21 protein-coding genes are annotated in these 26839 nt (G+C 63.0%); 9 read left to right on the top strand and 12 right to left on the bottom strand.

The features are described 5' to 3' along the window. Positions 1 to 34: 34 nt before the first annotated feature. Both AAHK20_RS15790 and AAHK20_RS15785 read left to right on the top strand, forming a co-directional pair. A complete protein-coding gene (locus tag AAHK20_RS15790; RefSeq protein ID WP_449182408.1) occupies positions 35 to 1492 on the top strand; it encodes an efflux transporter outer membrane subunit in 1458 nt (485 codons plus the stop codon). A 3-nt stretch (positions 1493 to 1495) separates the two neighbouring features. Next, positions 1496 to 2959 (top strand): mechanosensitive ion channel domain-containing protein, encoded by a 1464-nt coding sequence (locus AAHK20_RS15785; protein WP_449182407.1) that lies wholly within the window; start codon positions 1496 to 1498, stop codon positions 2957 to 2959. A gap of 81 nt (positions 2960 to 3040) precedes the next feature. On the opposite strand, the gene katG is transcribed toward AAHK20_RS15785, so the two are convergent. Next, entirely contained in the window at positions 3041 to 5242 is a 2202-nt protein-coding gene (gene katG / locus AAHK20_RS15780; protein ID WP_449182406.1) for a catalase/peroxidase HPI, read from the bottom strand. Positions 5243 to 5555: 313 nt separating this feature from the next. Here katG and AAHK20_RS15775 point away from each other — a divergent pair, with 313 nt between their 5' ends. Together AAHK20_RS15775 and AAHK20_RS15770 are read left to right on the top strand one after the other, a co-directional pair. Continuing rightward, positions 5556 to 6260 carry a cysteine hydrolase family protein gene (locus AAHK20_RS15775; protein WP_449182405.1) on the top strand — a complete coding sequence of 235 codons (705 nt, stop codon included), beginning with the start codon at positions 5556 to 5558 and terminating at the stop codon, positions 6258 to 6260. A gap of 88 nt (positions 6261 to 6348) precedes the next feature. Next, positions 6349 to 7248 carry a LysR family transcriptional regulator gene (locus AAHK20_RS15770; protein WP_449182404.1) on the top strand — a complete coding sequence of 300 codons (900 nt, stop codon included), beginning with the start codon at positions 6349 to 6351 and terminating at the stop codon, positions 7246 to 7248. On the opposite strand, the gene AAHK20_RS15765 is transcribed toward AAHK20_RS15770, so the two are convergent. The 8 genes from AAHK20_RS15765 to AAHK20_RS15730 all read right to left on the bottom strand — a co-directional run bounded on the left by AAHK20_RS15765 (position 7245) and on the right by AAHK20_RS15730 (position 17839). Further along, positions 7245 to 7580, bottom strand: coding sequence for a YbjQ family protein (locus AAHK20_RS15765; RefSeq protein WP_449182403.1), 336 nt, complete (start codon positions 7578 to 7580; stop codon positions 7245 to 7247). The genes AAHK20_RS15770 and AAHK20_RS15765 overlap by 4 nt on opposite strands. A gap of 10 nt (positions 7581 to 7590) precedes the next feature. After that, positions 7591 to 8412, bottom strand: coding sequence for a prohibitin family protein (locus tag AAHK20_RS15760; protein WP_449182402.1), 822 nt, complete (start codon positions 8410 to 8412; stop codon positions 7591 to 7593). 110 nt (positions 8413 to 8522) lie between these two features. After that, entirely contained in the window at positions 8523 to 9743 is a 1221-nt protein-coding gene (locus AAHK20_RS15755; RefSeq protein ID WP_449182401.1) for an aminotransferase-like domain-containing protein, read from the bottom strand. A gap of 18 nt (positions 9744 to 9761) precedes the next feature. Beyond that, entirely contained in the window at positions 9762 to 10934 is a 1173-nt protein-coding gene (locus AAHK20_RS15750) for an NAD(P)/FAD-dependent oxidoreductase (protein WP_449182400.1), read from the bottom strand. A gap of 30 nt (positions 10935 to 10964) precedes the next feature. Then, entirely contained in the window at positions 10965 to 12464 is a 1500-nt protein-coding gene (gene amaB / locus AAHK20_RS15745; protein WP_449182399.1) for an L-piperidine-6-carboxylate dehydrogenase, read from the bottom strand. A gap of 89 nt (positions 12465 to 12553) precedes the next feature. Continuing rightward, positions 12554 to 13717 (bottom strand): branched-chain amino acid ABC transporter substrate-binding protein, encoded by a 1164-nt coding sequence (locus AAHK20_RS15740; protein ID WP_449182491.1) that lies wholly within the window; start codon positions 13715 to 13717, stop codon positions 12554 to 12556. A gap of 94 nt (positions 13718 to 13811) precedes the next feature. Then, positions 13812 to 16805 carry an FAD-linked oxidase C-terminal domain-containing protein gene (locus AAHK20_RS15735; RefSeq protein ID WP_449182398.1) on the bottom strand — a complete coding sequence of 998 codons (2994 nt, stop codon included), beginning with the start codon at positions 16803 to 16805 and terminating at the stop codon, positions 13812 to 13814. Between the two features lie 5 nt (positions 16806 to 16810). Next, a complete protein-coding gene (locus AAHK20_RS15730; protein ID WP_449182397.1) occupies positions 16811 to 17839 on the bottom strand; it encodes a DUF1338 domain-containing protein in 1029 nt (342 codons plus the stop codon). A 169-nt stretch (positions 17840 to 18008) separates the two neighbouring features. Here AAHK20_RS15730 and AAHK20_RS15725 point away from each other — a divergent pair, with 169 nt between their 5' ends. Next, entirely contained in the window at positions 18009 to 18923 is a 915-nt protein-coding gene (locus tag AAHK20_RS15725) for a LysR substrate-binding domain-containing protein (RefSeq protein ID WP_449182396.1), read from the top strand. A gap of 95 nt (positions 18924 to 19018) precedes the next feature. On the opposite strand, the gene AAHK20_RS15720 is transcribed toward AAHK20_RS15725, so the two are convergent. From AAHK20_RS15720 to AAHK20_RS15710, 3 genes are all read right to left on the bottom strand, one after another. Continuing rightward, positions 19019 to 20956: a S53 family peptidase gene (locus AAHK20_RS15720; RefSeq protein ID WP_449182395.1), complete on the bottom strand. Its 1938-nt coding sequence runs from the start codon at positions 20954 to 20956 to the stop codon at positions 19019 to 19021. 585 nt (positions 20957 to 21541) lie between these two features. Then, a complete protein-coding gene (locus tag AAHK20_RS15715) occupies positions 21542 to 22294 on the bottom strand; it encodes an isochorismatase family protein (RefSeq protein ID WP_449182394.1) in 753 nt (250 codons plus the stop codon). Positions 22295 to 22495: 201 nt separating this feature from the next. Continuing rightward, positions 22496 to 23128: a CGNR zinc finger domain-containing protein gene (locus tag AAHK20_RS15710; RefSeq protein ID WP_449182490.1), complete on the bottom strand. Its 633-nt coding sequence runs from the start codon at positions 23126 to 23128 to the stop codon at positions 22496 to 22498. A 171-nt stretch (positions 23129 to 23299) separates the two neighbouring features. Here AAHK20_RS15710 and AAHK20_RS15705 point away from each other — a divergent pair, with 171 nt between their 5' ends. From AAHK20_RS15705 to AAHK20_RS15690, 4 genes are all read left to right on the top strand, one after another. After that, positions 23300 to 23995 (top strand): alpha/beta fold hydrolase, encoded by a 696-nt coding sequence (locus AAHK20_RS15705; RefSeq protein WP_449182393.1) that lies wholly within the window; start codon positions 23300 to 23302, stop codon positions 23993 to 23995. A 99-nt stretch (positions 23996 to 24094) separates the two neighbouring features. After that, the gene (locus AAHK20_RS15700) at positions 24095 to 24949 is read left to right on the top strand and encodes an alpha/beta fold hydrolase (RefSeq protein WP_449182392.1); all 855 of its coding nucleotides are present in this window, start codon (positions 24095 to 24097) and stop codon (positions 24947 to 24949) included. Between the two features lie 57 nt (positions 24950 to 25006). Further along, positions 25007 to 25978: a zinc-binding alcohol dehydrogenase family protein gene (locus tag AAHK20_RS15695; protein WP_449182391.1), complete on the top strand. Its 972-nt coding sequence runs from the start codon at positions 25007 to 25009 to the stop codon at positions 25976 to 25978. Positions 25979 to 26012: 34 nt separating this feature from the next. Beyond that, the gene (locus AAHK20_RS15690; RefSeq protein WP_449182390.1) at positions 26013 to 26783 is read left to right on the top strand and encodes an SDR family oxidoreductase; all 771 of its coding nucleotides are present in this window, start codon (positions 26013 to 26015) and stop codon (positions 26781 to 26783) included. The last annotated feature ends 56 nt before the right edge of the window (positions 26784 to 26839 follow it).

The raw sequence follows: 26839 nt of genomic DNA, 5'->3' as shown, positions 1-26839 counted from the left end.
AGCACGCCGCAGGTCCATCACGCCGCCAGGAACGATGCAGCGAAAGCGCCGCAACTTTCTCGCGCCCGCCGTGATCGCGTGGACCGGCCTTATGTTGACGGGATGCACCGTCGGTCCCGACTATGTAGCGCCGAAAACGGCCATGCCCGCGGGCTATTCGGAGCAGGCCAACGCACGCACGGGCGCCGTGTCGTCCACCCAAGCGGCTGACCTCGACACCTGGTGGAAGAACCTCGGCGATGCGACGCTCGACCAGTTGATCGACGAAGCGCTGCAATCCGCGCCGGATCTCATTCAAGCCGAGGCGCGCGTGCGCGAAGCACGCGCATTGCGCGGCATTGCCGGCGCGGCTGAATACCCTGAAGTCGACGCCGGCGCCGAATACAAGCGCACGCATGGCAGCGCCAACGTGCCGGTGGGCGTTCCGCCCGGCGGACTCGGGCCCGGCGCCAACGGCAATCTCTGGCAGGCGGGCTTCGACGCATCGTGGGAGATCGATGTGTTCGGCGGCACGCGGCGCAGCATCGAATCGGCCGAGGCTTCGTATCAGGCCGCGATAGCCGGGCGCGGCGACGTCACGTTGACGCTCGTTGCCGAGATCGCGCGCAACTACATCGAGCTGCGCGGCGCGCAGCGCCGGCTCGACGTCGCGCGCGACAACCTCGCCATCCAGCAGGATGCGCTCGCGCTCACGCGCTCGCAGTTCGATGCCGGCCTCGCATCGCGCCTCGACGTGCTGCGGGCGCAGGCGCAGGTCTCGGATACCGAAGCCGAACTGCCGACGCTCACCGCTGAGGCGCGCGCGTCGATTTACCGGATCGGGGCACTGGTGGGCCGCCCGCCGGAAGACCTGCTCGCCCAGCTCGATCGGCCCCAAGCCATTCCCGCACCGGTTGCCGACGTGCCGATCGGCCTTCCTTCCGACCTGCTTCAGCGCCGCCCCGACATACGCGCCGCCGAGCGGCAGCTTGCGGCGGCCAACGCGCGCATCGGCGTCGCCACGGCCGATCTTTACCCGCATTTTTCGCTCACCGGCGCGGCGGGCCTCGAGAGCCTGCGTGCGTCCACGTTTCTCACCGCGCCGAGCCGATATCTCTCGATTGGCCCTGGCGTGGACTGGCTGATCTTCGATGCGGGCCGGGTCCGCTTCGCCGTGCGCGTCGAAGAGGCCCGCACCGATCAGGCTGCGGCTGCGTACCAGCGCACGGTGCTCGGTGCGCTGCGCGACGTGGAGAGCTCACTCGTTTCATACGGCCAGTCGCGCGTGCGCCGCGACCGGCTCGCCGCCGAAACCGCGAGCGATCGCGATGCGGTGAACGTCGCGACACGGCTCTATCGGCAGGGGCTCGCCGATTTTCTGTCCGTGCTCGACGCCGAGCGCTCGCTCTATGCCGCCGACGACAAGCTCGCGCAGACCGATCGCGACGAGGCGCTCGCGCTCGTTACGCTCTACAAGTCGCTCGGCGGAGGCTGGCAGATACCGGGACCATAAGTCATGCCGAACTTCTCCAACGCAGTGATATGGGGCGTGCCGATCCTGCTCGCCGACTTCGCGGTATGGCGTCTGTCCGGCCGCCGCGATTGTGCTTTTCGAGCGGCCTGGCGATGCGCGGCATTTGCAGCCCTGACGTGGCTGCTGTTCGCCAACGACGTCAGCCCGCTGAGCGTTCCGGCGGTGTCCGGCCGGCTCGAACGCTTCGCCACTCAGGCGGTCGGCGTGGCGTGGTGGTTCCAGTGCGCGGGCTTCGTCACCCTGCTCCTCGACCGTGTGTTGCTGCCGAAATCGTGGCACACGCAGCGACTCTTTCACGACGTCGCGGCGGGCGCGATTTTCGGCGCGGCCACGGTGGCCGCCGCAGGCTACGTCCTCGGTCTTCCCGTCAGCGGCCTCGTGGCAACGTCCGGCGCCATGGCCGTGGTTTTCGGCCTGGCCATCCAGAACACGCTCAACGACATGTTTTCGGGCCTCGTTCTGAATACCACGCAGCCGTTCCAGTTGAACGATTGGGTCAGCATCGGCGATCTGGAGGGACGCGTCGTCGAGAGCAACTGGCGCGCAACGAAGCTGATCAACAGTCTCGGCAATCTCGTCGTGGTGCCGAACAGCGCGGCCGCCAAGGCCAACATCGTCAATCTCAGCGAGCCGCCCAACACGCACGGCATTACCCTCGTCCTGAACATCGACCCCGAAGTGCGGCCGGCCATCGTGCTGGAGGCGCTGGAGCGAGCCGCCGCAAGTTCGGGTGAGGTGCTCGCCAGTCCCGCGCCGATCGTCGCCGTCAAGACGTTCAAAACGAACTCGATCGAGTACGAGCTCGTCTGCTACGTCGATTCTCTGCAAAAGAAGACTGCCGTTCGAAATCAGCTCTACGAGTTTGTCCATCGGCATCTGTCGGCCGCGAAAGTCGGGCTGCGCTCGCTCACCGTGCCGCACGTTGCGCAGACACACGTCTCGCATCGGCGGCGTTTGCTGAGCTCGGTCGAACTTTTCCGCCACCTCGACGACGAGGACCTCGCGCCGCTCGAAGCGGCGTTGACTCAACGTCATTTCGACAAGGGCGAAGTGATCTACGCGTCCGATTCCGATCTGCGCGTGTTGACCATTGTGGAGTCCGGCGTCGCATCGGTGAGCGTGCCGGGCGCGTCAGGCGACGCGGAGGTCCGGCGGATGGCGCCTGGCGACGCCATCGGTCAATCCGTGGTCCTGGCCGGAGCGAAGCTGCACGCCACGGTGCGAGCCCTCACGCCGGTCACGGCCTATCAGTTGAAAAGCGAAGACCTCTCGCCGCTGATCAGCCGCAAGCCGGAGCTTGGGCAATCCATGTGCCTGGCGCTCACGAAACATCGCGCGGTGGAGGAGAAGCTGATGATGTCGCCGGATGAGAACGCAAGCGCCTCGTTCAGCCTGCTCGCTTGGCTCGAAAGGGGCATGAAGCAGCTTCATGCCGCCATGTCGTGACGCAGGGTTGAGGCTCGCGCGAGAAGGCAAGGCCCCGTCAAGCCGACAACGCTTGCGGGGCCATGCGGCAACTTAGACCGCTCAGGCGAGATCGAATCGATCGAGGTTCATGACCTTGACCCACGCGGCGACGAAGTCACGGAGGAACTTCTCCTGGGCGTCGGCGCTTGCGTAGACTTCGGACAGCGCCCGCAATTGCGAATGCGATCCGAACACGAGATCGACGCGGGTGCCGGTCCACTTCACTGCCCCAGTCTTGCGGTCGCGTCCCTCGAACACTTCCCTGTCCGCCGCGACCGGCGTCCATTCCGTGCCCATGTCGAGCAGGTTGCGGAAGAAATCGTTGGTCAGCGTTTCGGGCCGGTCGGTGAAGACGCCATGCGCTTTCTCGCCAGCATGAACGTTCAGCACGCGCAAGCCGCCGACGAGCGCCGTCATCTCGGGGGCGGTCAGCGTCAGCAATTGCGTCTTGTCGATCAAGAGCGCCTCGGCCGGCACGCCGTGCTGGCCCAAGACGTAGTTGCGGAACCCATCGGCGAGCGGTTCGAGCGCGGCGACGGACACCACGTCAGTCTGCTCCTGCGAAGCGTCCATGCGGCCCGGCGCGAACGGCACGCTCACCTTGTGCCCGCCCTGCTTCGCCGCGCGTTCGATGCCGGCGCCGCCGGCCAATACGATCAGGTCGGCAAGCGACACCTTCTTGCCGCCCGGCTGCGCGCCGTTGAACGCTTTCTGGATGCCTTCAAGAACCTTCAACACCTTCGCCAATTGCTCGGGCTGGTTGACGGCCCAGTCCTTTTGCGGCGCGAGGCGAATGCGCGCGCCATTGGCGCCGCCGCGCTTGTCGGAGCCGCGGAAAGTCGAAGCCGAGGCCCAGGCCGTCGACACGAGTTCCGAAACGGTGAGCCCCGATGCCAGGATCGTGTCCTTGAGCGCCGCCACGTCGCGCGCATCGATGAGCGGATGATCGACTGCCGGAATCGGGTCCTGCCAGATCAGTTCTTCGGCCGGCACGTCCGCGCCGAGGTAGCGTGCACGCGGCCCCATATCGCGGTGGGTCAGCTTGAACCAGGCCCGCGCGAAGGCGTCCGCAAACTGGACGGGGTCCGCCATGAAGCGTCGCGAGATCGTCTCGTAGACGGGATCGAAGCGCAGCGACAGGTCGGTCGTGAGCATCGTCGGCAGCAACTTCTGCGAGGCGTCGTGAGCGTGCGGGATCGTCGCGCCGGCGTTCTTGGCCACCCACTGATGCGCACCCGCCGGGCTCTTCGTCAATTCCCATTCATAGCCGAACAGGTTCTCGAAGAAGCCCATGCCCCACTTCGTTGGCGTGGTCGTCCAGGTGACTTCCAGGCCGCTCGTGATCGTGTCCGCGCCGTTGCCCGTGCCGAAGCTGTTCTTCCAGCCGAGGCCCTGGGTTTCGAGTTCGGCCGCCTCGGGTTCGGCGCCCACGTTGCTCGCCGGGCCGGCGCCGTGCGTCTTGCCGAACGTGTGGCCGCCGGCGATCAGCGCGACGGTCTCCTCGTCGTTCATCGCCATGCGCCCGAACGTTTCGCGGATGTCATGCGCCGCGGCGAGCGCGTCTGGATTGCCGTCGGGGCCTTCCGGATTCACGTAGATCAGGCCCATTTGCACGGCGCCGAGCGGATTCTCGAGGTTGCGGCCAGCGTCCGCGCCGCCGCCGGCGCCCTTGCCATAGCGGAGATCGCCGGCAAGCCAAGTCTTCTCGTTGCCCCAGTAGACGTCGCGGTCCGGCTCCCAGGTATCCTCGCGACCGCCGGCGAAGCCGAAGGTCTTGAAGCCCATGGTCTCGAGCGCGACGTTGCCCGTGAGGATCAACAGATCCGCCCAGGAAATCTTCTGGCCGTACTTCTGCTTGATCGGCCAGAGCAAGCGCCGCGCCTTGTCGAGGCTCACGTTGTCCGGCCAGCTGTTGAGCGGCGCGAAACGCTGCTGGCCGCGCCCGGCGCCGCCGCGGCCGTCACCGATGCGGTACGTGCCGGCGCTGTGCCAGGCCATGCGGATAAAGAGCGGCCCGTAATGGCCGAAGTCCGCGGGCCACCAGTCCTGCGAGTCGGTCATCAGCGCGGCGAGGTCCTGCTTCACCGCGGCCAGATCGAGGCTCTTGAACGCCTTGGCGTAGTTGAACTCCGAGTCCAGCGGATTGGACTTGCGCGAGTGCTGGCTGAGCAGGTCCAGCGGCAGCTGATTCGGCCACCAGTCGCGGTTCGTCGTGCCGCCGCCGGCGGTAGGGTTGAACGGGCACTTCGCTTCGCTTGCCATGAACTTTCTCCTTGATGAGTTCCCGCACGTCAACGACGCAGCGGCTAGCATCGTGTCACCTTTCACGAAGACGTGCATTAATACGACTTGAAACGTTCTGAAGTCGGGCTGGCGGAAGGGCTTAGAACGTCCACGTGATTTCGGCAAGCATTCACAGGCGATGTGACAGGCGCTTGTCCACCGCGGATTCCATCGGTCGACGAGCGCATTTGTGCAGCGAGTGCACAGGAGATGTGGTCCGGAAGCCATCGTGGCGTGGCGCGAGTGAACCTATATTCGCTGCACACATCGTTCACGACCGGAGAAATCCCCCATGCCTTCCCTTTCCCTTCGCACCCTTACGCGTACCTTTGTTCTCGCCTCGGCGGCCGCCATTGCGCCGGCGAGCGAAGCCGCGTCGAATCTCCCGGCGACGCCGACGATCCGCGCGATGGCGGGCGCTCAGCCGATCGATCACATCGATCCGAAGTCGACGGCGCTCGTCGTCATCGATTTTCAGAACGAGTATTTGAACGGCAAGATGCCCATCCCCGACGTTCAGCGGGCGATGGCCAATACCCTTCGGCTGATCGAATTCGCCGATGTGCACGGTATCCGCGTGTTCCAGGTTCAGCACGTCGCGCCTGCCGGATCGCCGCTGTTCGCGCTCGACGGCGAGACGGTCCAGTTCATCCCGCGGATGGCGCCGCGTGCCCGCGATACCGTGCTGCAAAAGGAGACGGTCAGCGTGTTCGCCAGCACGGACCTCGATCGCCGCCTGAAGGCCGACGGCGTCAAGACGATCGTGATCGCAGGCCTGATGACGCATGCCTGTGTCGCGGGAGCCGCGCGGGACGCGGTGCCGCTCGGCTATCAGGTCGTGGTAGCATCCGACGCCTCAGCCACCCGGAGCATCGTCCGGGCAAACGGCGAGACGGTCGACAAGGACGCGCTGCAGCGCGCAGCGCTCGCGGAAATCGAAGACACCTTCGGCGACGTCAAGTCCACCGCGGAAATCGTCGCGCTGCCGGCTCAGTAAACTTCAGTAAGCGCATGGGTCTGTGCCCGTGCGCGGACACAGGCACAGCCGGATCATTCGCCGGTTCGGCCACTCTGCTGCGTTCGCCATGGATCAATTGTTCGCAATGCGCATGTTCCGGTCGCTCGTGGAAGCCAAAGGGTTTTCCGCCGCGGCCGCACGTCTCGACACGAACCATTCGACGGTGTCGCGGCAGTTGAAGCTGCTCGAAGCGTCGCTCGGCGCGCAATTGGTCAATCGCAACACGCGGAACTTCACGTTGACGGCGGCGGGCGAGCGTTACTACGCGGCATGCGTTGAGATCCTCGAGCGGGTCGAAGCGGCGGCGGAGGACGTCGCCGAGAGCCCGCGCAAGCCGTCGGGCACGTTGCGCGTCAGCGTGCCGCTGTCGATCGGCACGCTGGAGATGCCCGAGTGGCTGCCCTCCTTCCGCCGCAGCTTTCCCGACCTTCGTCTGAACGTGTCGTGCAGCGACCGCTTCTCCAATCTGGTCGGCGAAGGCTTCGACGTGGCCTTGCGCATCAGCGGCGCTCTGCCCGACTCGGACCTGATGGCGAGAACGCTTGCCGTCTCCGACGAGATTCTCGTCGCCGCTCCCGGCTACATCGCGCGCCGCGGACTACCGAGAACGCCCGCGCAACTCGCGGCGCACGAGCTGCTGCCCTACAGCGGGCGCGAGGATGGCGGCATCTGGCGGCTCACGCCGTCACGCGGCGCGGCCGTCTCCATCAAGCCGGACGGCCACCTCAGGCTCGACACGGTCACCGCGATTCACGCGTCGGCAGTCGCCGGCATCGGCATCGGTGCGTTCACACGTCTTACCGTGCGCGGCGACATCGAGCGGGGACGTCTCGTTCAGGTGCTGCCCGGATACACGCTGGCGAAACGCACGTACTACGCGCTCTATCCGAAATCACGCCACGTGTCGCCGAAGGTGCGGGCGTTCATCGATTTCGTGGCTGAGCTTTATGGCAAGGCTGATGTTTAAGCCAGCTTTACGACTCGCACAGCCGTTCCGTAACAGAGGACCTCGGTAATCCCCCGGTTGATTTCGGTTGCGTCGTAGCGAGCGCCAATGATCGCGTTGGCTCCCATCGCTTCCGCGTGAGCCAACATGAGGTCATAGGCGTCCTGCCGTGCCCGTTCGCACAGTGACGTGTACAGCGTGATATTGCCGCCAAACAGCGTTTGGACCGACGCGCCGATCGCTCCAACGACGGATCGTGACCTTACGATGATTCCTCGCACGAGCCCGAGCGAGCGTTCTATCCGGTAGCCGGGGATATCAAAGGTGGTTGTCACAAGGTGGTGTTCAATCATTTCTCCGGTCCTATTGACTGCCCTTCCCTATCCCAAGATTTCCGATCATCGGGAGGACTCCCCCCGTCCCCACGACCTCCGGCAAGTGACCATCCCACTTGGCGACAGCCTGCTGCTGAATGATCTCGGGCGTAATCGTCTCTTGCAGCAGCTTTTGCGATTCCGCTTGTGCGTGCGCCTCGACAATCTTCTGCTCGGCCACCACCTTTGCCTGCTGAAGTTCGTACTGTGCCTGTTGGGCGCGTTGCTGGGCCACCTGCTTCTGCTCGATGGCTTGCGCGTATTGCGTGCTGAAGTGAAAGTCGGTGATGTTGACCGAATCGACCACGAGGCGGTAAGGCTTGAGTTCACCCGTGATCTGCTTTTCGATCTCGCCGCGCACCTGATCGCGGTGCGTAATCAAATCTTCCGCGTTGTATCGCGCGGTAACGGCCTTCACCGAGTTACTGATCGCGGGCTTGATGATCTTGTCGACCAGCGCGGCTTCGTTGCCAATGTGTTGGTAAACCCACTCCGCATCGGGAGGCAGGATGTGCCAGTTCGTTGCGACTGTGCTCGTCACATCTTGCAGATCGAGGCTCGCGGCAGTTTCGGCGGCTTGGGAGTTCTGTACCTGAACGTCCATTTTGGCGACCGACTGTGCAAATGGAATCTTGAGGTGCAGGCCAGGGTCGAGTACGCCCGCTTGAACGGCACCCCAAGTCATCAGCACGCCGCGTTGACCGGGTCCGACGGTGACGAAACCGCCTGCAATAAGAATGAAAACGAAAAAGCCGGCTACGCCGATGCCAATCGCGCGAGGCTTGTTGGACACGTTCACTTGGACGCTCATTGTCGTTATCTCTATTGGTGTCTTCGTAACGATGAGACAGACGCGACTCGCATGGAGTCGCCGTCAACCAATATTATTAACGGCAGAACGGCCAGAAACTCAAATTGATTTTAGATTTTCTGCTGTATGAGAGGCCTGCCGAACGCTGCGTCATACGCTCGCTTTAACCGCTTCACCCCTTCGCGTATCTCCTCCACACCCGGCGCTGCAAACGAAAGACGCAGCGATGCCGCATCGACCTTGTCCGCAAAAAACGCCTTCCCGGGAACGAACACCACCTTGCTTTCCACTGCGTGCTTGAGCAGCTCCGATGCGTCGATGCCGTCGATTCTCGCCCACACGAACATGCCGCCCTCAGGCTGATGGAACTCGATGGCGTTGCCAAGTTGCGAGCGAAGTTCGCTGCACAACGTCTCGCACTTGAGCCGGTACCGCGCCGTAATGGTGGGCAAATGCCGTTCAAGTGCGCCGTCGGCAAGATATTCCGCGGCGGTCGCTTGCGTCCACGGCGCGCTGCAGAGGTCGACGGTCTGCTTGGCAATCACGCAACGGCGCACGATTTCAGCGGGCGCGATCGTCCAGCCCACTCGCAATCCAGGGGCAACGATCTTCGACAGGCTCGCAAAATGCACGACCCAGTCGCGCGAACCTTCGACCTCGGCGGTCAATGCAAGAATCGATGGGACAGGTTCGCCCGAAAAGCGAAGATCGCCATAGGGGTCGTCCTCGACGATGAGGAACTGGTACTTCGTGGCCAGCTTGAGGAGTGCAATGCGGCGTTCACGCGTGAGCGTTGCGCCGGTCGGATTGGCGAACGTCGGCACGGTGTAGAGCAACTTCGGCCGAGCCACCGCACCCGACGCCAGAAGCGTAGCCAAGGTATCGACGTCGAGTCCTTCCCCGTCCACCGGCACCGTGACGATTTCAGCCTGCTGCAGCCTCAGCGCCTGCAACGTTGCCGGATACGCGGGTTGCTCGGTGAGCACCACGTCGCCCGGATTGATCAGGACGCGCAGCAGCAAATCCAGCCCTTGCTGTGAGCCCGTCGTCGCCAGCAGCTCATTCAAGCCGCACGTCACGCCGCGGCTCGCCATCAGCTTCACGAGCTCGTTCTTCAGTTCGGCAAGTCCGTCGGTCGGTCCATATTGCAGGCAGCGGCTCGGCGCCTGATACGCGCGCGCCTCGGCGGCCCGCAAGCCTTCGACGTCGAACAGGTCGCTGGCCGGATAGCCGCCCGCGAAGGAAATCATTCCCGGTTCGCTCAGATACTTGAACAGCTCTCGAATCGGCGAACCGGCAGGGTTTTGAAAAGGGGCGGTGAATGCGTACATAGTTTCGTCGACGGGAATTTACACGACGTTCTTTTCGACAATGGGCCGGTTCTCGAGAACCCGTTCCCAGTTCAATGCGGAGAGGTCCAGCGACGTATAGCGTCCACGCAAAATCAACTCGCTCACGCCGCGCCCCGTTGCCGGCCCCTGCTGGAGCCCGTGGCCGCTATAGCCGTTCGCAAACACGCAGTTCTCGATGTCCGGGTGATAGCCGATGATCGCGTTTTGGTCGAACACGTTGTACTCGTAGTAGCCGGACCAGCAGTTCTCGACACGCAGCGCTTCGAATTCGGGCACGCGATGCGCGAGCGTCGGCCAGATGACCTCGTCGAAGAGATCGTGATCGACTTCGTCGAGCGGCAGGTCGTCCGGGTCGTTGTCCGGGCTCGGCGACGTGCCCGTGATGTAGGTCTTGCCCTCCGGGCGGAAATAGACGCCCGTGGGGTCGATCAGCAGCGGGCAATCCGCCAGGCGCGCCGGCGACGACACGTTGAAGATGCTGCGGCGTCGCGCAAAGACAGGGATGTCGATGCCCATCATCTCCGAAATCTTGCGCGCCCAAGCCCCGGCCGCATTTACGAGCGTATCGCAGGCATACCGCTCGCCGTTGCTCGCCATGACGTGCGTGACTTTGCGGCCATCACGCGCGAGCCCCGTCACCTCCGCGGGCACATAGCGCGCGCCGAGCGACTGAGCCTTCTTGCGCAGCGCTTGCACGAGACCATAGCCGTCGAACCAGCCCTCGCCGCTCACGCCGTACGCACCGGAGACGAGATCGTCGACGTTCAGCCACGGAAACTTGTGCTTCAACGCGTCCTGCGGCATCAGGTCGATATCGGCGCCGAGGCTCCTCTGCAATGCGTGGTTCTCGCGCAGCGTGGCCTCCCCTGCCGGCGTCGCGAGAAACAGATAGCCGCCCTCGTGCAATTCGATCGACGGCCGATTGCCGTCGACTTCGAGAAGCGCGCCGATATTGCGGAGAAATTCGATGCCGTAAAGCGACATCTGGATCGACAGCGGCGTGGAAAACTGCTGCCGGATCGAAGCGGCCGATAGCGCCGACGACGACTTCGCATAGCTCGGGTCACGCTCGATGACCGTCACCGACACGGTCGGGTCCGACGCGCGCAGAAAGTAAGCGATCGAACTGCCGATGACCCCGCCGCCAACGATAACGACTTGAGAACTCACGACTGGCTCCAGATACGTTGGATACGTTGATTACTCGACGTTGAAGTCGATACCTTGCGCGAGCGGCAATGCCGACGAGTAGTTGACCGTGTTCGTCGCGCGGCGCATGTAGACTTTCCACGCATCCGAACCCGACTCGCGGCCGCCGCCGGTTTCCTTCTCGCCGCCGAATGCCCCGCCGATTTCGGCGCCGCTCGGGCCGATATTGACGTTGGCAATGCCGCAATCGCTGCCCGACGCCGACTGGAATCGCTCGCTCTCACGCATGTCGGTCGTGAAGATGCACGACGAGAGCCCATGCGCGGCGGCGTTGTTGGCGTCGATGGCGTCGCCGAGTTCCTGGTACTTCAAGACGTAAAGAATCGGCGCAAACGTCTCCTTGAGCACCACCGCCGTTTGCGACGGCATTTCGACGATCGCGGGACGGACGTAGAAGCCCTTCTCGTTGCCGGCCACCGTGTGACGCTCGCCGCCGAACACCGTACCGCCTTCGCTCTTGGCTTGCGCGAGCGCCGCCTGCATGCGGTTAAACGATGCCTCGTCGATCAGCGGACCCATCAGCGTCCCCTGTTCCAGCGGGTTGCCGATGGTGACTTTGCCATAGAGCGTTTTCAGGCGCTCGACAGTCTTATCGTAGACGCTTTCGTGGACGAACAGGCGGCGCAGCGACGTGCAGCGCTGGCCCGCCGTGCCGACAGCGGAAAACAGGATGCCGCGCAGCGCCAGTTCCATGTCCGCCGTATTGGACACGATGCCTGCGTTGTTGCCGCCCAGTTCGAGAAGCGAGCGGCCGAAGCGGCGCGCGACTTCGATGCCCACTGCCCGGCCCATTTCCGTGCTGCCGGTTGCGCTCACGATATTCGAACGCGGATCGGAGACCAGCTTGGCGCCGACATCGCGTCCGCCGTTGATGAGGGCCGTGAGCCCTTCGGGCGCGTCGCCGAACTCCTTTAAAGCGTCTTGCAGAATCTTGTTGACTGCCAACGCCGTCAGCGGCGTCTTCTCCGAGGGCTTCCACACGACCGCGTTGCCGCAAACGAGCGCGAGCGCCGCGTTCCACGACCACACGGCTGCCGGAAAGTTGAATGCGGAGATCACGGTGCAGACACCCATCGGATGCCACGATTCCGCCATGCGGTGACCCGGGCGCTCCGATGCAATGGTCAGACCATACAGCTGACGAGACAGGCCCACCGCGAAGTCGCAGATGTCGATCATTTCCTGCACTTCGCCCAGACCCTCTTGAAGGATCTTGCCGGTTTCGAGCGTGATGATGCTGCCGAGCGCGTGCTTCTTCTCGCGCAGCTTGTTGCCCAGCACGCGCACCAGCTCTCCCCGGCGCGGCGCCGGCACGTTGCGCCACGCCTTATAGGCGGCTTGCGCTTTCGCGAGCGCGGCATCGACATCGGCAATCGAATGGCTCGCCACGCGGCCGATGAGGTCGCCGTTGATGGGCGAATGAACGGCGATGTCACCGGTCTCGGCGAGATGAGAAATGCCGAGTTCAGAGAGTATGTTCGATGCTTTCACGGATAGTCCTCTACGATATTTCCAATTCGAAATGCGGGCCTTGCGGTCGCGAAGTCGTGTGGCTTAGTTTGCTGTGTTGGTTAGCAGTGTTAGTCGCCGCTCTTCGTCGTCACCGCCACCCATGCGTCGTTCTTCACTTGATACAGGGTGGAACTCGGATTCTTGAGATCCCCCGTCTGGGTGAACGCAATCTTGCCGGTAATGCCGTCATAAGACGTCGTCTTGAGCGCGGCGTTGATATCGGCCGGCGCCGCGGAGTTCGCGCTCTCGACCGCCTTGATGGCGATCCACGCCGCGTCATAGGCGAACGGCGCGTACGCGAGAATGTCGGTGCCGAACTTCTGCTTGAACTTGGCTTCGAACGCGTTGCCCTTCGGCAGCGAAGCCAGCGGCTGACCGTATTCCCACACCGATGCGCCGTTGGCCGCATCGCCCGCGAGCTTGATGAAGTTGGCGTCCATCACGCCGCCGCCGGCGAGGAACTGCGCCTTGATGCCGAGTTGGCGCATCCGCTTGACGAGCATGGCCGCTTGCGCGTCAAGGCCGCCGAAGAACACCAGATCGGGGTTGTTGCTCTTGATCGCCGTGAGCTGCGAGCTGAAGTCCACGGCCTTGTCGTTCGTGAATTGACGATCGACGATCGTGCCGCCGTTGGCCTTGACGGCCTTTTCGAATTCGTCGGCTTCACCTTGGCCGAACGCCGTGCGGTCGTCGATGATGGCGATGCGCTTCGCCTTCGTGACCGTCGCCGCGTAAGCGCCCGCATTGCCGGCGTTCTGCGCATCCGTGGCGATGACGCGATAGACCGTCTTGAGCCCCGCCTGCGTAATCGCGGGGTTGGTCGCCGACGGCGTGATCATCGCAATGCCGGCCTTGGCGTAAATCTGCGACGCGGGCAGCGTCGTGCCCGAATTGAAATGGCCGATCACGAATGCGACTTTGTCGTCGACGAGGCGCTGTGCGGCCTGAACGCCGACGCGCGGATCGCTCTGGTCGTCCTGCGCTTCCACCACGAATTTGACGGGCTTGCCGCCGACGGTGGGATGCGCTGCGTTCGCCTCGTCCACCGCCATCTGCACGCCGTTCTGCAAATCTTTGCCGTAGGCGGCGCCGCCGCCGGTCAACGGCGCGGCCACCCCGACCTTGACGACGATTTCTTGCGCACCCGCTACCCCCGTGGCCAGCATCAGCGACGCAGCGACAGTGGCAGCAACGGCAGCAGCGCGGGGAGAAGTGCAAAGACGCGAGACCATGACGAGTTCCTTTGAACGATGAAGGAGAGGTGCGTCGATTGTTGATAGCCAAATTGGGTCTATCAAACGATATCTATGCACGAGGTGATGCGGTTTATTCATCAAGCTCGACGGCACGGGCGATTGCGGCTGCGTGTTGATCGCCCTCATTGACTATCTGCTGCGAAAGCGCCTGCAGCACCAATTGCGCGACGTGAATCGGCTGTCTGCCCGCGCCCTGCTGAATCTGCTCGCGGCAGCTGAAGCCGTTGGTGACCACGATCGTTTCGGCCGAAGCGCTACGCACGAGCGGCAGCAGCTTGTCTTCCGCGATCTTCATCGATAGCGCGTAGTGGTCGGCGTTGAATCCGAACGAGCCGGCCATACCGCAGCATCCCGTATCGAGCAGCTTCCAGCGCACACCGAGCTTGTCGAGCAGCGCCGTCTCCCCTTTCATGCCGAAGAGCGACTTCTGGTGGCAGTGCCCGTGTACGACGACATCGGCATCGAGCTGGGGCCATTCGAAATCCGCACGCGCGACGAAATCGGAGAAGAGGAACGTCTGCTCGGAGAGCCTCCGCGCCATCTCGTCATCGGGCAACTGCTTGAGCAATTCATCCTTGAAGACCGACAAACACCCGGGCTCCAATCCAACGACGGGCACGCCCGCTTGAATGTCGTCGGACAGCTCGTGCACGATGCTCTCGAGCAATGCGCGCGCTTCGTCGAGCAGGCCGTAGTCGTACAACGGTCTGCCGCAACACAGACGCTTGCGCGGCAAGACCACGTCGAAGCCGATCCGCGTCAGCACGTCGAGCGCGGCGGTCGCGATCTCCGGCGAGAAGTGATCGTTGAACGTATCAACCCAAAGGATGACCTTGCGAGTTGGCTTCTTTGTCGGCAACGTCAGCGGCAACGCTTTCGCCCTCGCGCGTTGCTTCGCTATGGCTTTGAACGTTCGCGGCGCAAAGACCGGCAGGTGCCGCTGCGGCGCGACGCCCGCGATCCGCTTGCTGATATGCGCCAACGGCCGGGCTGAATTCATAAAATTCATCAACCATGGAAAACGACTCGCGATCGGCGCCCATTGCCCGATTCTCCCCATGAACATCGCCTGCCGCGGCCGGCGATGGTTTTCGTAGTAATGCGACAGGAACTCGGCCTTGTACGACGCCATATCGGTGTGCGTCGGGCAATCCGACTTGCAGCCTTTGCAAGCCAGGCACGTGTCGAGCGCGTCCTTCACCTCGGTGCTGTTCCAGCCATCCTTAATGACTTCGCCTTGCAGCATCTCCCAGAAGAGATGCGCGCGGCCGCGCGTGGAGAACGTTTCCTCGCGCGTCGCCCGAAAGCTCGGACACATCGTGCCGCCATCGAGCGAGCGGCACTTGCCCATGCCGATGCAACGCTCGACCGCGCGCTGCAGCCCGTCGCCTTCCGGGCTCGCAAACGTCAGCTTGCTCGTGAGCTTCACGGGTTGGTACGCGGGCCCCATGCGCAAGTTTTCGTCAGCGCGGTAGGCATGGACGACCTTGCCGGGATTCAAGCGATTCGCCGGGTCCCAGATCGCTTTGAATTCTTCCATCGCGCGCATGATCTCGGCGCTGTACATGATTGGAAGAAATTCGGCTTTCGCCTGACCGTCGCCGTGCTCACCCGATAGCGAGCCGCCGAAATCGACGACGAGCTGCGCCGCCTCGCGCAAAAAGCCGCGCCACTTCAGGACGCCTTCCGCCGTGCGAATGTCGAACGTGATGCGCGCGTGCACGCAACCGTCGCCGAAATGGCCGTAAAGGCAGGTCTCGTAGCCGAAGCGGTCGACGAGCGCCTGGAACTCGCGCAGATAGTCGCCGAGCCGCAGCGGGTCCACGGCCGCGTCTTCCCATCCGACGATCGGATCGGGCTTCGACGGGTCGACGGAAAGCGCGACGGCGGAGGCCCCCGTCTCGCGGATCGACCAGATCTTCTGTTGCTTGAGCTTGTCCTCGACGACGAAGCCGGCGATGTCGGCGCCGCCTGCGCCGGACTTGAAGTGCGCGTCAGCCTCATGCGCCTGCGCAAGCGCTTCGGCGACAGAATCAGCGCCGAACTCCAGCACGACCCATGCGTCGCCGTCAGGCAACAACGCGATCTCGTCTCTCTTGAGACCGCGCGCCTGCAAGCCGCGAATGATGCCGCGGTCGAGCCCTTCGATGGCGATCGGCGAAAAGCGGTTGAAGTGCGGGACGGCGTCGGCGGCCGTGTAGATATCCTTGAAGCCGAGAACGAGCAGCACGCGGCACGACGGGCTATGCACGAGCCGCACCTTGGCGTGCAGCGTGACGGCGCAGGTTCCTTCAGTGCCAACGAGCGCGCGGGCTACGTTAAAGCCGTTCTCAGGCAGAAGCTGGTCCAGGTTGAATCCCGAGACCCGTCGTTTGATCTGCGGAAACTCTTGGCGGATGTGCTCGGCATAGCGATCGCGCAGGTCACGTAGCTTGCCGTAAATCTCCCCTTTCCGTCCCCCTGCAGCGATGATCGCTTCGAGTTCCTGCTCGGTAGTCGGCCCGACCCAGAAGCGCGCGCCATCGTACGTGGCGATCTCTAGCGCCTCGACGTTCTCGACCGTTTTTCCCGCCATCACCGAGTGCGCGCCGCATGAGTTGTTGGCGATCATGCCGCCGAGCGTGCATCGGCTATGCGTCGCCGGGTCTGGCGCAAAGGTCAGCCCGTGGACTTCCGCCGCGTCGCGCAACGTGTCGCAAATGACGCCCGGCTCGACGATGGCGGTCCGGTTTTCCGGGTCGACGTGAATCACCCGGTTCACGTACTTGCTTGCGTCCGCCACCACCGCCACATTCACGCACTGCCCGTTTTGCGAGGTGCCACCGCCACGCGTCAGAAACGGGACGTCCTTGCGCCGGCAGGCGTCCAGTGCGGCGACGATGTCGTCCACGTCGGCGGGAACGACCACGCCCAGCGGAATCTGTCGATAGTTCGACGCGTCGGAGGCGTACAACGCTTTCGATCCGGCGTCGAAGCGAACTTCGCCGCGCACGGCGGCGCGCAGTTCGGCTTCGACGTCCCTCAGCAGGCTCTGGCTGGCTTCGAACGGTACGGCGGTTTTCACTGTGGTTACTTGGCTGCGTTGGCAGTCATCTTGAAGATGCCCTGGGCATTGCCCGCATCGAAGCGCAAATCGAGGACCCAGCTGCGTGTGGCCTGGTCAAAGGTGCGCTTGCGCGTAATGAACTCGTAGAACGAACCGGGCACTTGGCGCGTTACGGTCTTCCCGTCATGAGACTTGAAGTCGCGTGCAACGGAGTCGGCACGGTAAGCGGTCTGAAACACACGCCCCGAGCGCGAACGTTCGACTTCGGGCTTCATCGGCCGCCCTTTGGCCTTTTCCTCGTCCGAGAGCTTGAAGACATCTTCGACACGATCGGTCGCGTGATTGAACGCATTGCCTTCGGTCGAAATCCAGGCCATTTCCGCGGACTCTGCGAGCAGCGCTTCGTAATCCGCTTCGCTCGGCACGTCGTGCTGGCGCGCAAACGCACCCACGATGACCGGCAGCAACTCGTAGGCCGCCTCGATCGGCAGCGATCCTTCGCGCTCCAGTTCCCACAGGTGAGACACGGCCGCGGGCGTCAGCGGGTCCTTCGACGAGCTGACCACGTTCGTCACGGCCTGCTGGAATTCTTTCGAGAATCGCTCGGGGTGAAGTTCGCTGACGAAGAACTGTGCGATTTCGTCAGGCGCGTCTTCATGCGCGTAGGCACGGCCCGTCATGCCCAACTTGTCCAGCGGATAGCGGCCGTTCAGCCGGAACCCGAGCGGGCGCAGGATGCGCGTGAACGCCGCTTCGCCGGGCGGCAAGGCGCCATTGCTGGCCCACCGGACGGTGCGCAACGCGCCGTGGTCGAAATACACCGAATCGCCCTTGGCGATCGCATCGTTCGTGTAAGTGCGTCCGTTCGGCGAGCGCTCGAGCAGCCCCTCGAACAACGCCATGTTCATGGCTTGGGCGAGTTCGGCGCGCGTGACGATGCCGTCCTCCCAGTCTTGCAGCAGGAGCGGGAAATTCAGTGTCGAAAACAAAAAGTCGGTTTTTTCGGGGCCAAGCTGTTTCTGCAACAGGCGTTCAACGTTCGAATTGCGCATCGTTTTTCTCACATGGCTTGATCGCTTCGAAGGCGTCTCGAAGGCGGTCAATCGGTCATTGGCCGACGCCCGGGAGAGCCGTCAGCCTTTCGTGAGACGCATTATTCAAACGGCTCCAGGCCGTGTAAAGCGAGATAAAATTGTTACTTGATGACTTTTTGGAACAGACATGCGCAAGTTCAAGATTCCGAACATGGGCGCGCTGATGGCGTTCGAGGCGGCGGCCCGGCACGAGAGCTTCACGCATGCCGCCAAGGAATTGTTTCTCACGGAGAGCGCCGTTTCCCGGCAGATCGCGACGCTCGAGGCGAACCTTGGCGTGCGGCTGTTCGTGCGCGTCAAGCAGCGCGTCGTGCTCACGCGAGCCGGCCGGCTGTATGGGACGCAAGTGCGCCGGGCTTTGGAGAATCTCGATCGTGACACGCTGTCGATCATCGCCCACGGCAGCGGCGGCGGCTATCTGGAGCTTGCGGTGCTGCCGACTTTTGCCTCGCAGTGGCTGATTCCGAGGCTCAAGGATTTCAACGACACCAACCCCGATGTGCGCGTGAACATGGGCGTGCGCACCGATATGTTCTCGTTCGAGGAATCGCACTTCGAAGCCGCGATTCATTACGGCAAGCCGACCTGGCCCGGCACCTCGTCCGACTATCTATTCGGCGAAGAGGTGGTGCCGATTTGCTCGCCCTCGCTCTTGAGCAAGCCCGTCAAGAAGGCGCACGACTTGCTGAGCTACCCGCTCCTGCACTCCACCACGCGGCCCGACGGCTGGCCCCAATGGTTCGCCAACCTTGGCGTCGAAGATCACGCGACGATGCAAGGCGTGCGCTACGAGTTGCATACGATGCTCATTGCTGCTGCCGCTGCAGGACTCGGCATTGCGCTGGTGCCGAAGTTCTTCGTCGAGGGGCAGTTGAAGCAGCTCGGCATCGTCATCCCGTTCGACGCCGCCACTGCCGCCACGGAGGCGGACTCCGCCTATTACCTCGTCTACCCGACGGAACTGAGCCACGGCAAGCCGCTGGAATGCTTCAGGGAGTGGCTGCTGGAACAGGCCAGCGCTTATAACGCCATGAAAGACTGAATGCTGAAACGGTGTGAAAAAGGGCGTGATTCACTTTCGGCTCACGCGCAAAGCGGCATGACGAAATTCCGTGAACCACGCCCAAGGCCACTCGCTTAGTACGTGCCGCTCAGCTTCGAGAATTGCAGGCTGCCGAAGCCCGTGTCGTAGTCCCAGCCAGTCCCCGGCTTATAGCCATAGGTGCTGTAGCCGTTGTTGCTGCCGGACGTCACGTCGTGCAGAAGCGTCGTATTGCCCGGGAACGTTTGATAGAAACCGGACGTCGGCAGGCCGATGCTGTTGTTATGCGCCGATTCGACACGTGCGAAGCCGCCGACGAAGATCGGCGACGCGAGGCTCGTGCCGCCCACCTGCTGGTTCGCCTGGCCGTCGATGACGATCAGTGCGCCCGTCGACGATGCCGCATCGAACGCCACGTCCGGCAAGACCCGCTTCGTGATCGACGAGCCCAGCGCGGCCGTTTGCCAGGATGGCGCCGTTTCGTATGCGCTGACGCCGCCGCCCGTCGCCCAGATGCGCGCCGCGTTGTCGACAGGGTTGCCGTTCGCGTCGAGATCGGCGTAAGCGGCCCCCTCGTTCCAGACCGTCTCGCCCGCCCAGGCGGTCGTGCCCGTCGTCGCCAGCGTCGTGCCGCCGACCGCCACCACATACGGCGAACTCGCCGGCGAGGACACGCCATATTTCGACATGGTGATCTTGGTCGTGATCCTCGTGCCCGTGCTGTTGTAATTGCCGATGTAGCCCGGCGCGCCTTGCGGCGAGTACGACCACTGATAGACACCGGCATCGCCTGCCGCGATCGAGAAGATCTGGCCTTGCGCCGCGGCTTGCTTGAACACCGCGTCGTTGGCGGCGAGCGAGCCGTCCGCGCTGGCCGAGCCTTCGTCTTCGCCAAGCGAGACGTTGATGACTTTCGCCACGTTGTCGGTCGTCGCCGTGTTGTAGGCCTGCGTCAAGGTGGCGTCGGTCAGGCCGCTGTCGCTGCTGTCGCCGTTGATCGCCGCATAGAAGATCAGCTGCTTCACGCCGCCCGATACGCCGATGATGTCCTGGCTGTCGAGGTCCCATTCGGCCGGATCGCCATCATTGGCTAGCGTGCCGCTGCCGCCGGGCACGACCGCCGTGTTCACCGTGGCCAGCCCCGCGCTTTGTGTGAACTGGTTCAGGTCCGAGATGGTTTGCGTCATGTCCCCCCAGGTGATGATGCCCACCGTCGTGTTGGTCGCGGCCGGCAAGCTGCTCGCGCCGTATATCTGCGCGAAGTCGGTCGGCTTGTGAGCGACCTGTTGGCCGGTGGTGGCCTGCGTTGTCGTGTGATCGATCAGCGCGTTGGCCGGCAACAGGCGGTGAATCAGGCGGTGCGGCCGTTCGGCGTTTTGCAGGCCGAGCACGGCATCCACGACGCCGCCGAGTTCGCTCGGCACCTGCGCGAGCGAGTCGTTGCCGTACACGGCTTTGCCGCGGTAAGTGAAGCGCTTGAGCGTCGCGTTGAACGCGCCCTGCACGTTGTTGGCGTTGCCGTCGGCCGACACGAGCTTGTTGTTCGCCGAGACCGTAATGTTGCTGAAGCCGTTGGCACGCAGGTGGGAGACGACGGCTTGCACCTGCGCATCGGTCGGCGCGAAGCGCTGCTTGAACTGCGCCGAGGTCAGATAGTGGTGGAAGTTCGCACTACCCGGCTCGTTGAGCTCGCGCAGGAACTCATCGAGCTGCTCGTCATTGCGTCCCTTCAGCACGACGGTGATATGCAGCGGCTGACTCAACTCGAGCGGCGTCACCGCCGTATTGGTCAGCGCAGGCGTGCCGTTGAGGTTGAGCGCATAGCCGGTCGGCGCCGCGACGCTTGTGGCGTCGGTTTGCGCGGCGGCCGTGCTCGGCGCGCCGGACAGCAGGAACGCGTTGGTGCGCGTTACCGTCCAGGCGGACGCCGCCTGAGCGGTCAGCGGCAGTTGTTCTGCCGCGATCGCCAGGGGAAGCACAGCCAGAGAAAAGCGCTTGGAAATCAGGTGGCCGGCATACTTGTTCTTTGACATTAGAGAGGCTCCACTATTATTGAGGAAACTCCATTCGATCAGACAGTCCTTGTGGGAAATCGATGGAGAAAAGCACAATCAAAATCTGGATTTATTTTAAATTATTTATGGCGACACGATTCCCTCCTCATCAGTGAAGATTTTGATTTGCTTATTTATTATTTAGAATACGGATTTAGCTTTTCTGAGCGAAAATGCTGTGCCGATGGGCGCGCGTGCATGCCTGCTCGCCCGCTCTTCGTCTGGGTGGAGAGAGTGGTGCCAAATGTAGGGACAAGGCTTCGATCACGACCGATCCGCCTCCTTTTAAGCCGGCCTTCGATGACGCGAAGCTTGATTCATTGATGCGTCGATCAATGAAAACCGGCAATTGGTTTATTAATCCACTAATGCGACAACCAGCCCTGAATCAATTGTGCTGAGGAAAGTAGCAGACCAAAAGCCGGGCGTCAAATTTATTATCGATTAGAAAGTGATTTGTATTTTTTGGTTATAAGTATTTGCCGAATACGCGAAATGCATTAAAAATTCACGATAAAAATCGGTCTGTCGAATGTTGGCCGCATTGAAGCGGCCAAACAGAAATTAGCCGTGCGAGAAGTATTGCTTCAAGCCATAGACCAGGCCTGCGAACGGGATACCCAATGCGGCGTAGACGGCTTGCGCCTCGGGCGCGGCATTGTCGGCGAGCATCTCGACGGCGACGTTCGAGTAGCCGACCGGAATCACCCCCGCCTGCTGCATACGGAGCACGCCCATATCGACCTGTGTCTGGCTGAATCCGCCCGAGGCGTCGATGACCGCGTAGCTCGAATAGCCGTCCGCGATCGCCGAGATGGCCGGAAACGCGAGACAGACGTCCGTGGAAATGCCGGTGACGATGAGCTTCTTGCGGCCGGTGGCTTTGATCGCTTCGACCACACGTTTGTCGTCCCAGGCGTTCACCGTGGTTCGCTCGATGTGCCGGACGCCAGGCAGCGCTTCGGCCAGTTCGGGGATCAACGGCCCCCACATTTTTTCCGTCGTGGTGGTCACGATCACCGGCACCTTGAGCGCAACGGCGGCCTTGGCGAGCCCGACGACGTTGTGCTTGAGCTGGAGCGTATCGATGTCGCGCACACCGCTGTAGAGGCCGATCTGATGATCGACGAGCAGCAGGACGGCGTTGTCGCGAGTCAGGCGTTCAAGGAAGCGGGGCGAAATCGAGTTCATGGTGTTGTCTCCATGGGAGGATTGGGTGGCGGCAGCGGCGCGCGTGGCGCCGGTGATGCTCGCGGCAGCCAACACGGTCGCGGCGAGCGTGGCATTCGTATGGTTTAGAAACTGGCGGCGATCCATGAGTGGCTCCCTGCCCGGCCACGCTGTCGGTTGATCAACGTCTCGGGCTTGGAGTCACTATATTTTTGGGACGACGGATAAACAATCCGTCCAAATGGAACTCATCGTCTCGTCTGTGAGACTTTGAGCGAAAGAGGATCCCCGTGCTCGATCCGAACGGGGTCTACTGCTTTGTGCCGGTTGCGGCGCCGTAAGTCGAACTCAGTTGGCCGCCCGTTCCTTGAGACGCTGGCGGTGAGCCGCAACCTTCGCGCGATTGCCGCAAATCGCCATGCTGCACCAGCGGCGCGCGTGGCCGCGCGTGTGATCGGCAAACATCAACGTGCAGCGCGGACCTTCGCAGGCTTTCACGTGGGTGAAGTCCTCGTCGCACACGAGTCTCGCGAGCGCCTCTGCGATCGGCATCAACAATGACTCTGGCGACTTCCAGCGCCGATTCGCGCGGAGTTCGAAGGTCGATTCCGCGTCCGTGTCTGCAGCGACGATTTCTCCGTATCGCTCGTCCCGCTCGAGCAGCTGATTCAACGGCGCCAGCTCACGCAAATCACCGGCCGCCAACGGCTGGCCCTTTCTCTTCCGCACAAATCCTCTGAACCATTCGCGCAGCGCGCGCGCCTGCTCAGCGACGGCGTCGAGCTCGGCCGGCTCGGATTGCGCGCGCATTGCCGCGAGCGCTTCGACCGGCACCATCCCCGCCTGCTCCAACCAGGCGAGCAAGCCTTCGCCATCGCTGATCCAGTCGACTTCTTCATCGACGGGCGTCGCAATCGAGTTCAGGAAATCGAGGCCCGGCGCATCGGCCACAAATATCGCGGGGATCTGGCGGTAGTCCATGGGTGGTGACAAATGTGAAATATCGATGACATCACTGTAACCCCTAAAAATGCACTTGACAAGTTACGCGCCACATAAGTAACCTTTAAAACAACATCAAACGGGTTACTCGACGCAGCGCTAGCAACGACGCGTCACACGCAACCTCCACTTTCTGTAAAGGAGCGAGACATGGTTTTGGGCAACGTGACCGCGGTACTTGTGCATGGCGCATGGGCGGACGGATCGAGCTGGAGCAAGGTGATCGAGCGTCTCGATGAACAGGGCATCCGTGCCGTCGCGGCTCCGCTGCCGCTCACGTCGTTGGGGGACGACGTCACGGCGCTTGATCGAACGCTCGAGCGAATCGACGGGCCGGTGGTGCTCGTCGGCCATGCGTATGCGGGCGCCGTGATCGGAGCGACGCGCGCTTCGAATGTCGAGGCGCTGGTTTATGTCGCCGCGCTTGCGCCTGACGAGGGAGAAACGGTGGCCGACGTGTTCCATCGCGGTGAGGCGCATCCCCAAGCACCGCAACTCGCGCCAGATCACCACGGACGGGCATGGCTGCCGCAGGAAGCGTTCCCAGCCGCCTTCGCTCAAAACGCAACGCCGCAAGAGCTGGCGGTGCTGGCCGCTGTGCAGCGCCCCATTGCGGCGGCGTGCATCGGCGAAGCGGTTGGACGTCCGCTGTGGAGGGATCGTCCGAGCTGGTTCCTGGTGGCGGAGCAGGACCGCATGATCAACCCCGCGACTCAACACTTCACGGCACAGCGCATGCATGCGCAGGTGCGCTCATACCAAGCCGATCACACGCCGATGGTCACGGCTCCCGACGCGGTCACCGGGGTCATCGTCGAAGCGATCCGGTCGATTTCTTCTCGCTAATTTTTCGCGACCTTTTGCGAATGACACGCGGCCCGCGATGCCGAGAATCGCGCGCCGCATTTATCTAGCTCCCAACGCTTTTCCCTCTGGAGAGATGCCATGACTGCCACTGCTTATCGCCATGCCGACGTCGACGGTTTCAAGGTGTTCTATCGTGAAGCCGGCCGTACCGGAGCACCTAAGCTCCTGCTCCTGCACGGGTTTCCAAGCTCGAGCCACATGTTCCGCGACCTGATCCCGAAGCTCGCCGACCGCTTCCATATCGTCGCGCCGGATCTGCCCGGCTTCGGCCAGTCCGACATGCCGAGCCGCGACACCTTTGCGTACACGTTCGACAACCTCGCCAACGTCATCGACCGCTTCACGGAAGTGATCGGTTTCGATCGCTTCGCGGTCTACGTCTTCGACTACGGCGCGCCGACCGGTTTCCGCCTTGCGCTCAAGCATCCCGAACGGATCACCGCGATCATTTCGCAGAACGGCAACGCGTATGAAGAGGGGTTGAGCGACGGCTGGAATCCCATCCGCGCGTATTGGAAAGACGCGACCCCAGCCAATCGTGAAGCGCTTCGCGCGCTGCTTACGCTCGAAACGACCGTGTGGCAATACACGCACGGCGTGCCCGATACGGCGTCTGTATCGCCCGACGGCTACTCGCTCGATGCGTTCTATCTGAACCGCCCAGGCGCGGACGAAGTTCAGCTAGACCTGTTCCGCGACTATCGAAGCAACGTCGCGCTGTACCCCGCGTTTCAGGACTATTTCCGCACGCACCGGCCGCCGTTCCTGGCCGTATGGGGCAAGAACGATCCGTTCTTCCTGCCCCCAGGCGCGGAGGCATTCAAGCGCGACATGCCGGACGCCGTCGTGCGGTTCTTCGATACCGGCCATTTCGCGCTCGAAACACACGCGGCGGAAATCGCTGCGGCCATTTCGGATTTCCTCATTCGCTGACCGGCGTATCGACGATCAGCATCGTAATCACTGTCATCAATTAGCAGGAGAGTAGTCATGCGTGCAATCGTGCTCGACAAGTTCGGCGGTATCGATAGCCTCGTCTATACGGAACTGCCGGAACCCGAGCCACTGGAAGGTCACGTGGTCATCGAAATCAAGGCGTTCGGCCTCAACCATGCCGAGCTGCATATGCGGCGCGGCGAGTGGGCCGAAGCGGCCCGCGTCAGCGGCATCGAATGCGTGGGCATCGTGAAATCGTGCCCCGGCGGAGAGTTTCCGGTGGGCGCGAAAGTGGCGGCTTTGATGGGCGGCCTCGGGCGGACCGTCAACGGCAGTTACGCGGAATACACCAGGGCGCGCGTCGAGAATGTGGCGCTGATCGAGTCCGATTTGCCGTGGGCGGAGCTTGCGGCGATTCCGGAAACCTACGCCACAGCGTGGACGTGCCTGTTCCGCAATCTCGAGATCAAAGCGGGGCAAACGGTGGTCATCCGCGGCGCGACGTCGTCGTTTGGACAGGCCGCCGTGAAACTCGCCGTGAATGCGGGCGCCAAGGTGATCGCAACGACGCGCACTTCAGCGCGCTTTGCGAAGCTCAAAGAGATAGGCGCGTCGCGCGTCGAGCTCGAAGGGCCGGATCTTTCGAAGCGCATCGCCGAGGCGAAACAGATCGACGCGGTGCTCGATCTTGTCGGCAATAGCACGGTTCTCGACTCGCTGGCGATGTTGCGGCGTGGCGGCCGGGCTTGTCTGGCGGGCTGGCTCGGCGGCCTCGCGCCGATCGCCGATTTCAACCCGCTGGCGCAAATGCCGAGCGGGGTGCATCTGACGTTCTTCGCCAGCTTCGTGTTCGGCACCCCCGGTTTTGCGCTGTCGGATGTGCCGCTGCAAAAAATCGCCGAGGACGTCGCCGCCGGCCGGCTCGACGCTAAGCCGTCGCGCGTGTTCCGCTTCGATGAAATTCACGAAGCGCATCGTGTGATGGAAGCGAACGAGGCCGGCGGCAAGATGGTCGTGGTGCACTGACACCGCATTTACTGTCGCAATCAGGAGACGAAATATGTCCACCAAAGTCGCCATCGTGACGGGCGCGAGCCAAGGCATCGGCCGCTCGACCGCCATCCGGCTCGCGCGCGATTTCGATTCGATCGTGCTCGTCGCGCGCAACCGCGAGAACCTGGAAGAGACCGCCGCCGAAGTCGAAAAAGCGGGCGCGGCAACGCTCGTCATCGATCTCGATCTTGCCGAGCCCGCAGCGGCTCAGCAGGTCGTCGCTCAGACGCTCGCCGCATTCGGACGGATCGATGCCTTGCTCAACATCGCGGGCGCGGTGCCGCAGATCGACGTGCTCGAAATGACCGACGAGCAATGGGACCGCGGCCTCGCGCTGAAGCTGCACGGCGCGCGGCGGCTGACCATCGCGGCGTGGCCGTCGTTGAAAGCGAGCTCGGGATCGGTCGTGCTGATGTCGGGCAATTCGGCGCTCTTCCCCAAGGCGCCGTATGCCGCGGTCGGGACGATCAACGCGGCGATCGTGGCGCTTGCGAAAGCCTTCTCGGATCGCGGCATCGCCGACGGCGTGCAGGTCAACAGCGTGCTGCCGGGTCCAGTGATGACCGGGCGGCGTCGCTCGTATCTCGAGCATTGGGCGCCGCTGCACAACATGAGCGTCGAGGAAGCGACGGCCAAGTTTCCGGCTGAGGCGGGTATCGCGCGCTACGGCACGCCGGAGGAGATTGCCGAGCTGATGGCGTTCGTCGTGTCGCCGGCGGCGCGCTGGATGACGGGCTCGACGTTGAGAATGGACGGCGGGGAAGTCAAATCGATCTGACTGGCAGGCCGGCGCATGCATGCATTGGCGGCGTGCTGCGACACCGGCGAATCGTT

This window comes from Trinickia camelliae (assembly GCF_053525655.1).
Note: the sequence above shows the minus strand (reverse complement) of the source record. Positions and strands in the feature narration are given on the sequence as shown.

Excerpts from the sequence above, each read along its gene's own strand:
- AAHK20_RS15790 (WP_449182408.1), top strand. The coding sequence starts at position 35 with ATGCAGCGAAAGCGCCGCAACTTTCTCGCGCCCGCCGTGATCGCGTGG.
- AAHK20_RS15785 (WP_449182407.1), top strand. The coding sequence starts at position 1,496 with ATGCCGAACTTCTCCAACGCAGTGATATGGGGCGTGCCGATCCTGCTC.
- katG (WP_449182406.1), bottom strand. The coding sequence starts at position 5,242 with ATGGCAAGCGAAGCGAAGTGCCCGTTCAACCCTACCGCCGGCGGCGGC.
- AAHK20_RS15775 (WP_449182405.1), top strand. The coding sequence starts at position 5,556 with ATGCCTTCCCTTTCCCTTCGCACCCTTACGCGTACCTTTGTTCTCGCC.
- AAHK20_RS15770 (WP_449182404.1), top strand. The coding sequence starts at position 6,349 with ATGGATCAATTGTTCGCAATGCGCATGTTCCGGTCGCTCGTGGAAGCC.
- AAHK20_RS15765 (WP_449182403.1), bottom strand. The coding sequence starts at position 7,580 with ATGATTGAACACCACCTTGTGACAACCACCTTTGATATCCCCGGCTAC.
- AAHK20_RS15760 (WP_449182402.1), bottom strand. The coding sequence starts at position 8,412 with ATGAGCGTCCAAGTGAACGTGTCCAACAAGCCTCGCGCGATTGGCATC.
- AAHK20_RS15755 (WP_449182401.1), bottom strand. The coding sequence starts at position 9,743 with ATGTACGCATTCACCGCCCCTTTTCAAAACCCTGCCGGTTCGCCGATT.
- AAHK20_RS15740 (WP_449182491.1), bottom strand. The coding sequence starts at position 13,717 with ATGGTCTCGCGTCTTTGCACTTCTCCCCGCGCTGCTGCCGTTGCTGCC.
- AAHK20_RS15730 (WP_449182397.1), bottom strand. The coding sequence starts at position 17,839 with ATGCGCAATTCGAACGTTGAACGCCTGTTGCAGAAACAGCTTGGCCCC.
- AAHK20_RS15725 (WP_449182396.1), top strand. The coding sequence starts at position 18,009 with ATGCGCAAGTTCAAGATTCCGAACATGGGCGCGCTGATGGCGTTCGAG.
- AAHK20_RS15720 (WP_449182395.1), bottom strand. The coding sequence starts at position 20,956 with ATGTCAAAGAACAAGTATGCCGGCCACCTGATTTCCAAGCGCTTTTCT.
- AAHK20_RS15715 (WP_449182394.1), bottom strand. The coding sequence starts at position 22,294 with ATGGATCGCCGCCAGTTTCTAAACCATACGAATGCCACGCTCGCCGCG.
- AAHK20_RS15710 (WP_449182490.1), bottom strand. The coding sequence starts at position 23,128 with ATGGACTACCGCCAGATCCCCGCGATATTTGTGGCCGATGCGCCGGGC.
- AAHK20_RS15705 (WP_449182393.1), top strand. The coding sequence starts at position 23,300 with ATGGTTTTGGGCAACGTGACCGCGGTACTTGTGCATGGCGCATGGGCG.
- AAHK20_RS15700 (WP_449182392.1), top strand. The coding sequence starts at position 24,095 with ATGACTGCCACTGCTTATCGCCATGCCGACGTCGACGGTTTCAAGGTG.
- AAHK20_RS15695 (WP_449182391.1), top strand. The coding sequence starts at position 25,007 with ATGCGTGCAATCGTGCTCGACAAGTTCGGCGGTATCGATAGCCTCGTC.
- AAHK20_RS15690 (WP_449182390.1), top strand. The coding sequence starts at position 26,013 with ATGTCCACCAAAGTCGCCATCGTGACGGGCGCGAGCCAAGGCATCGGC.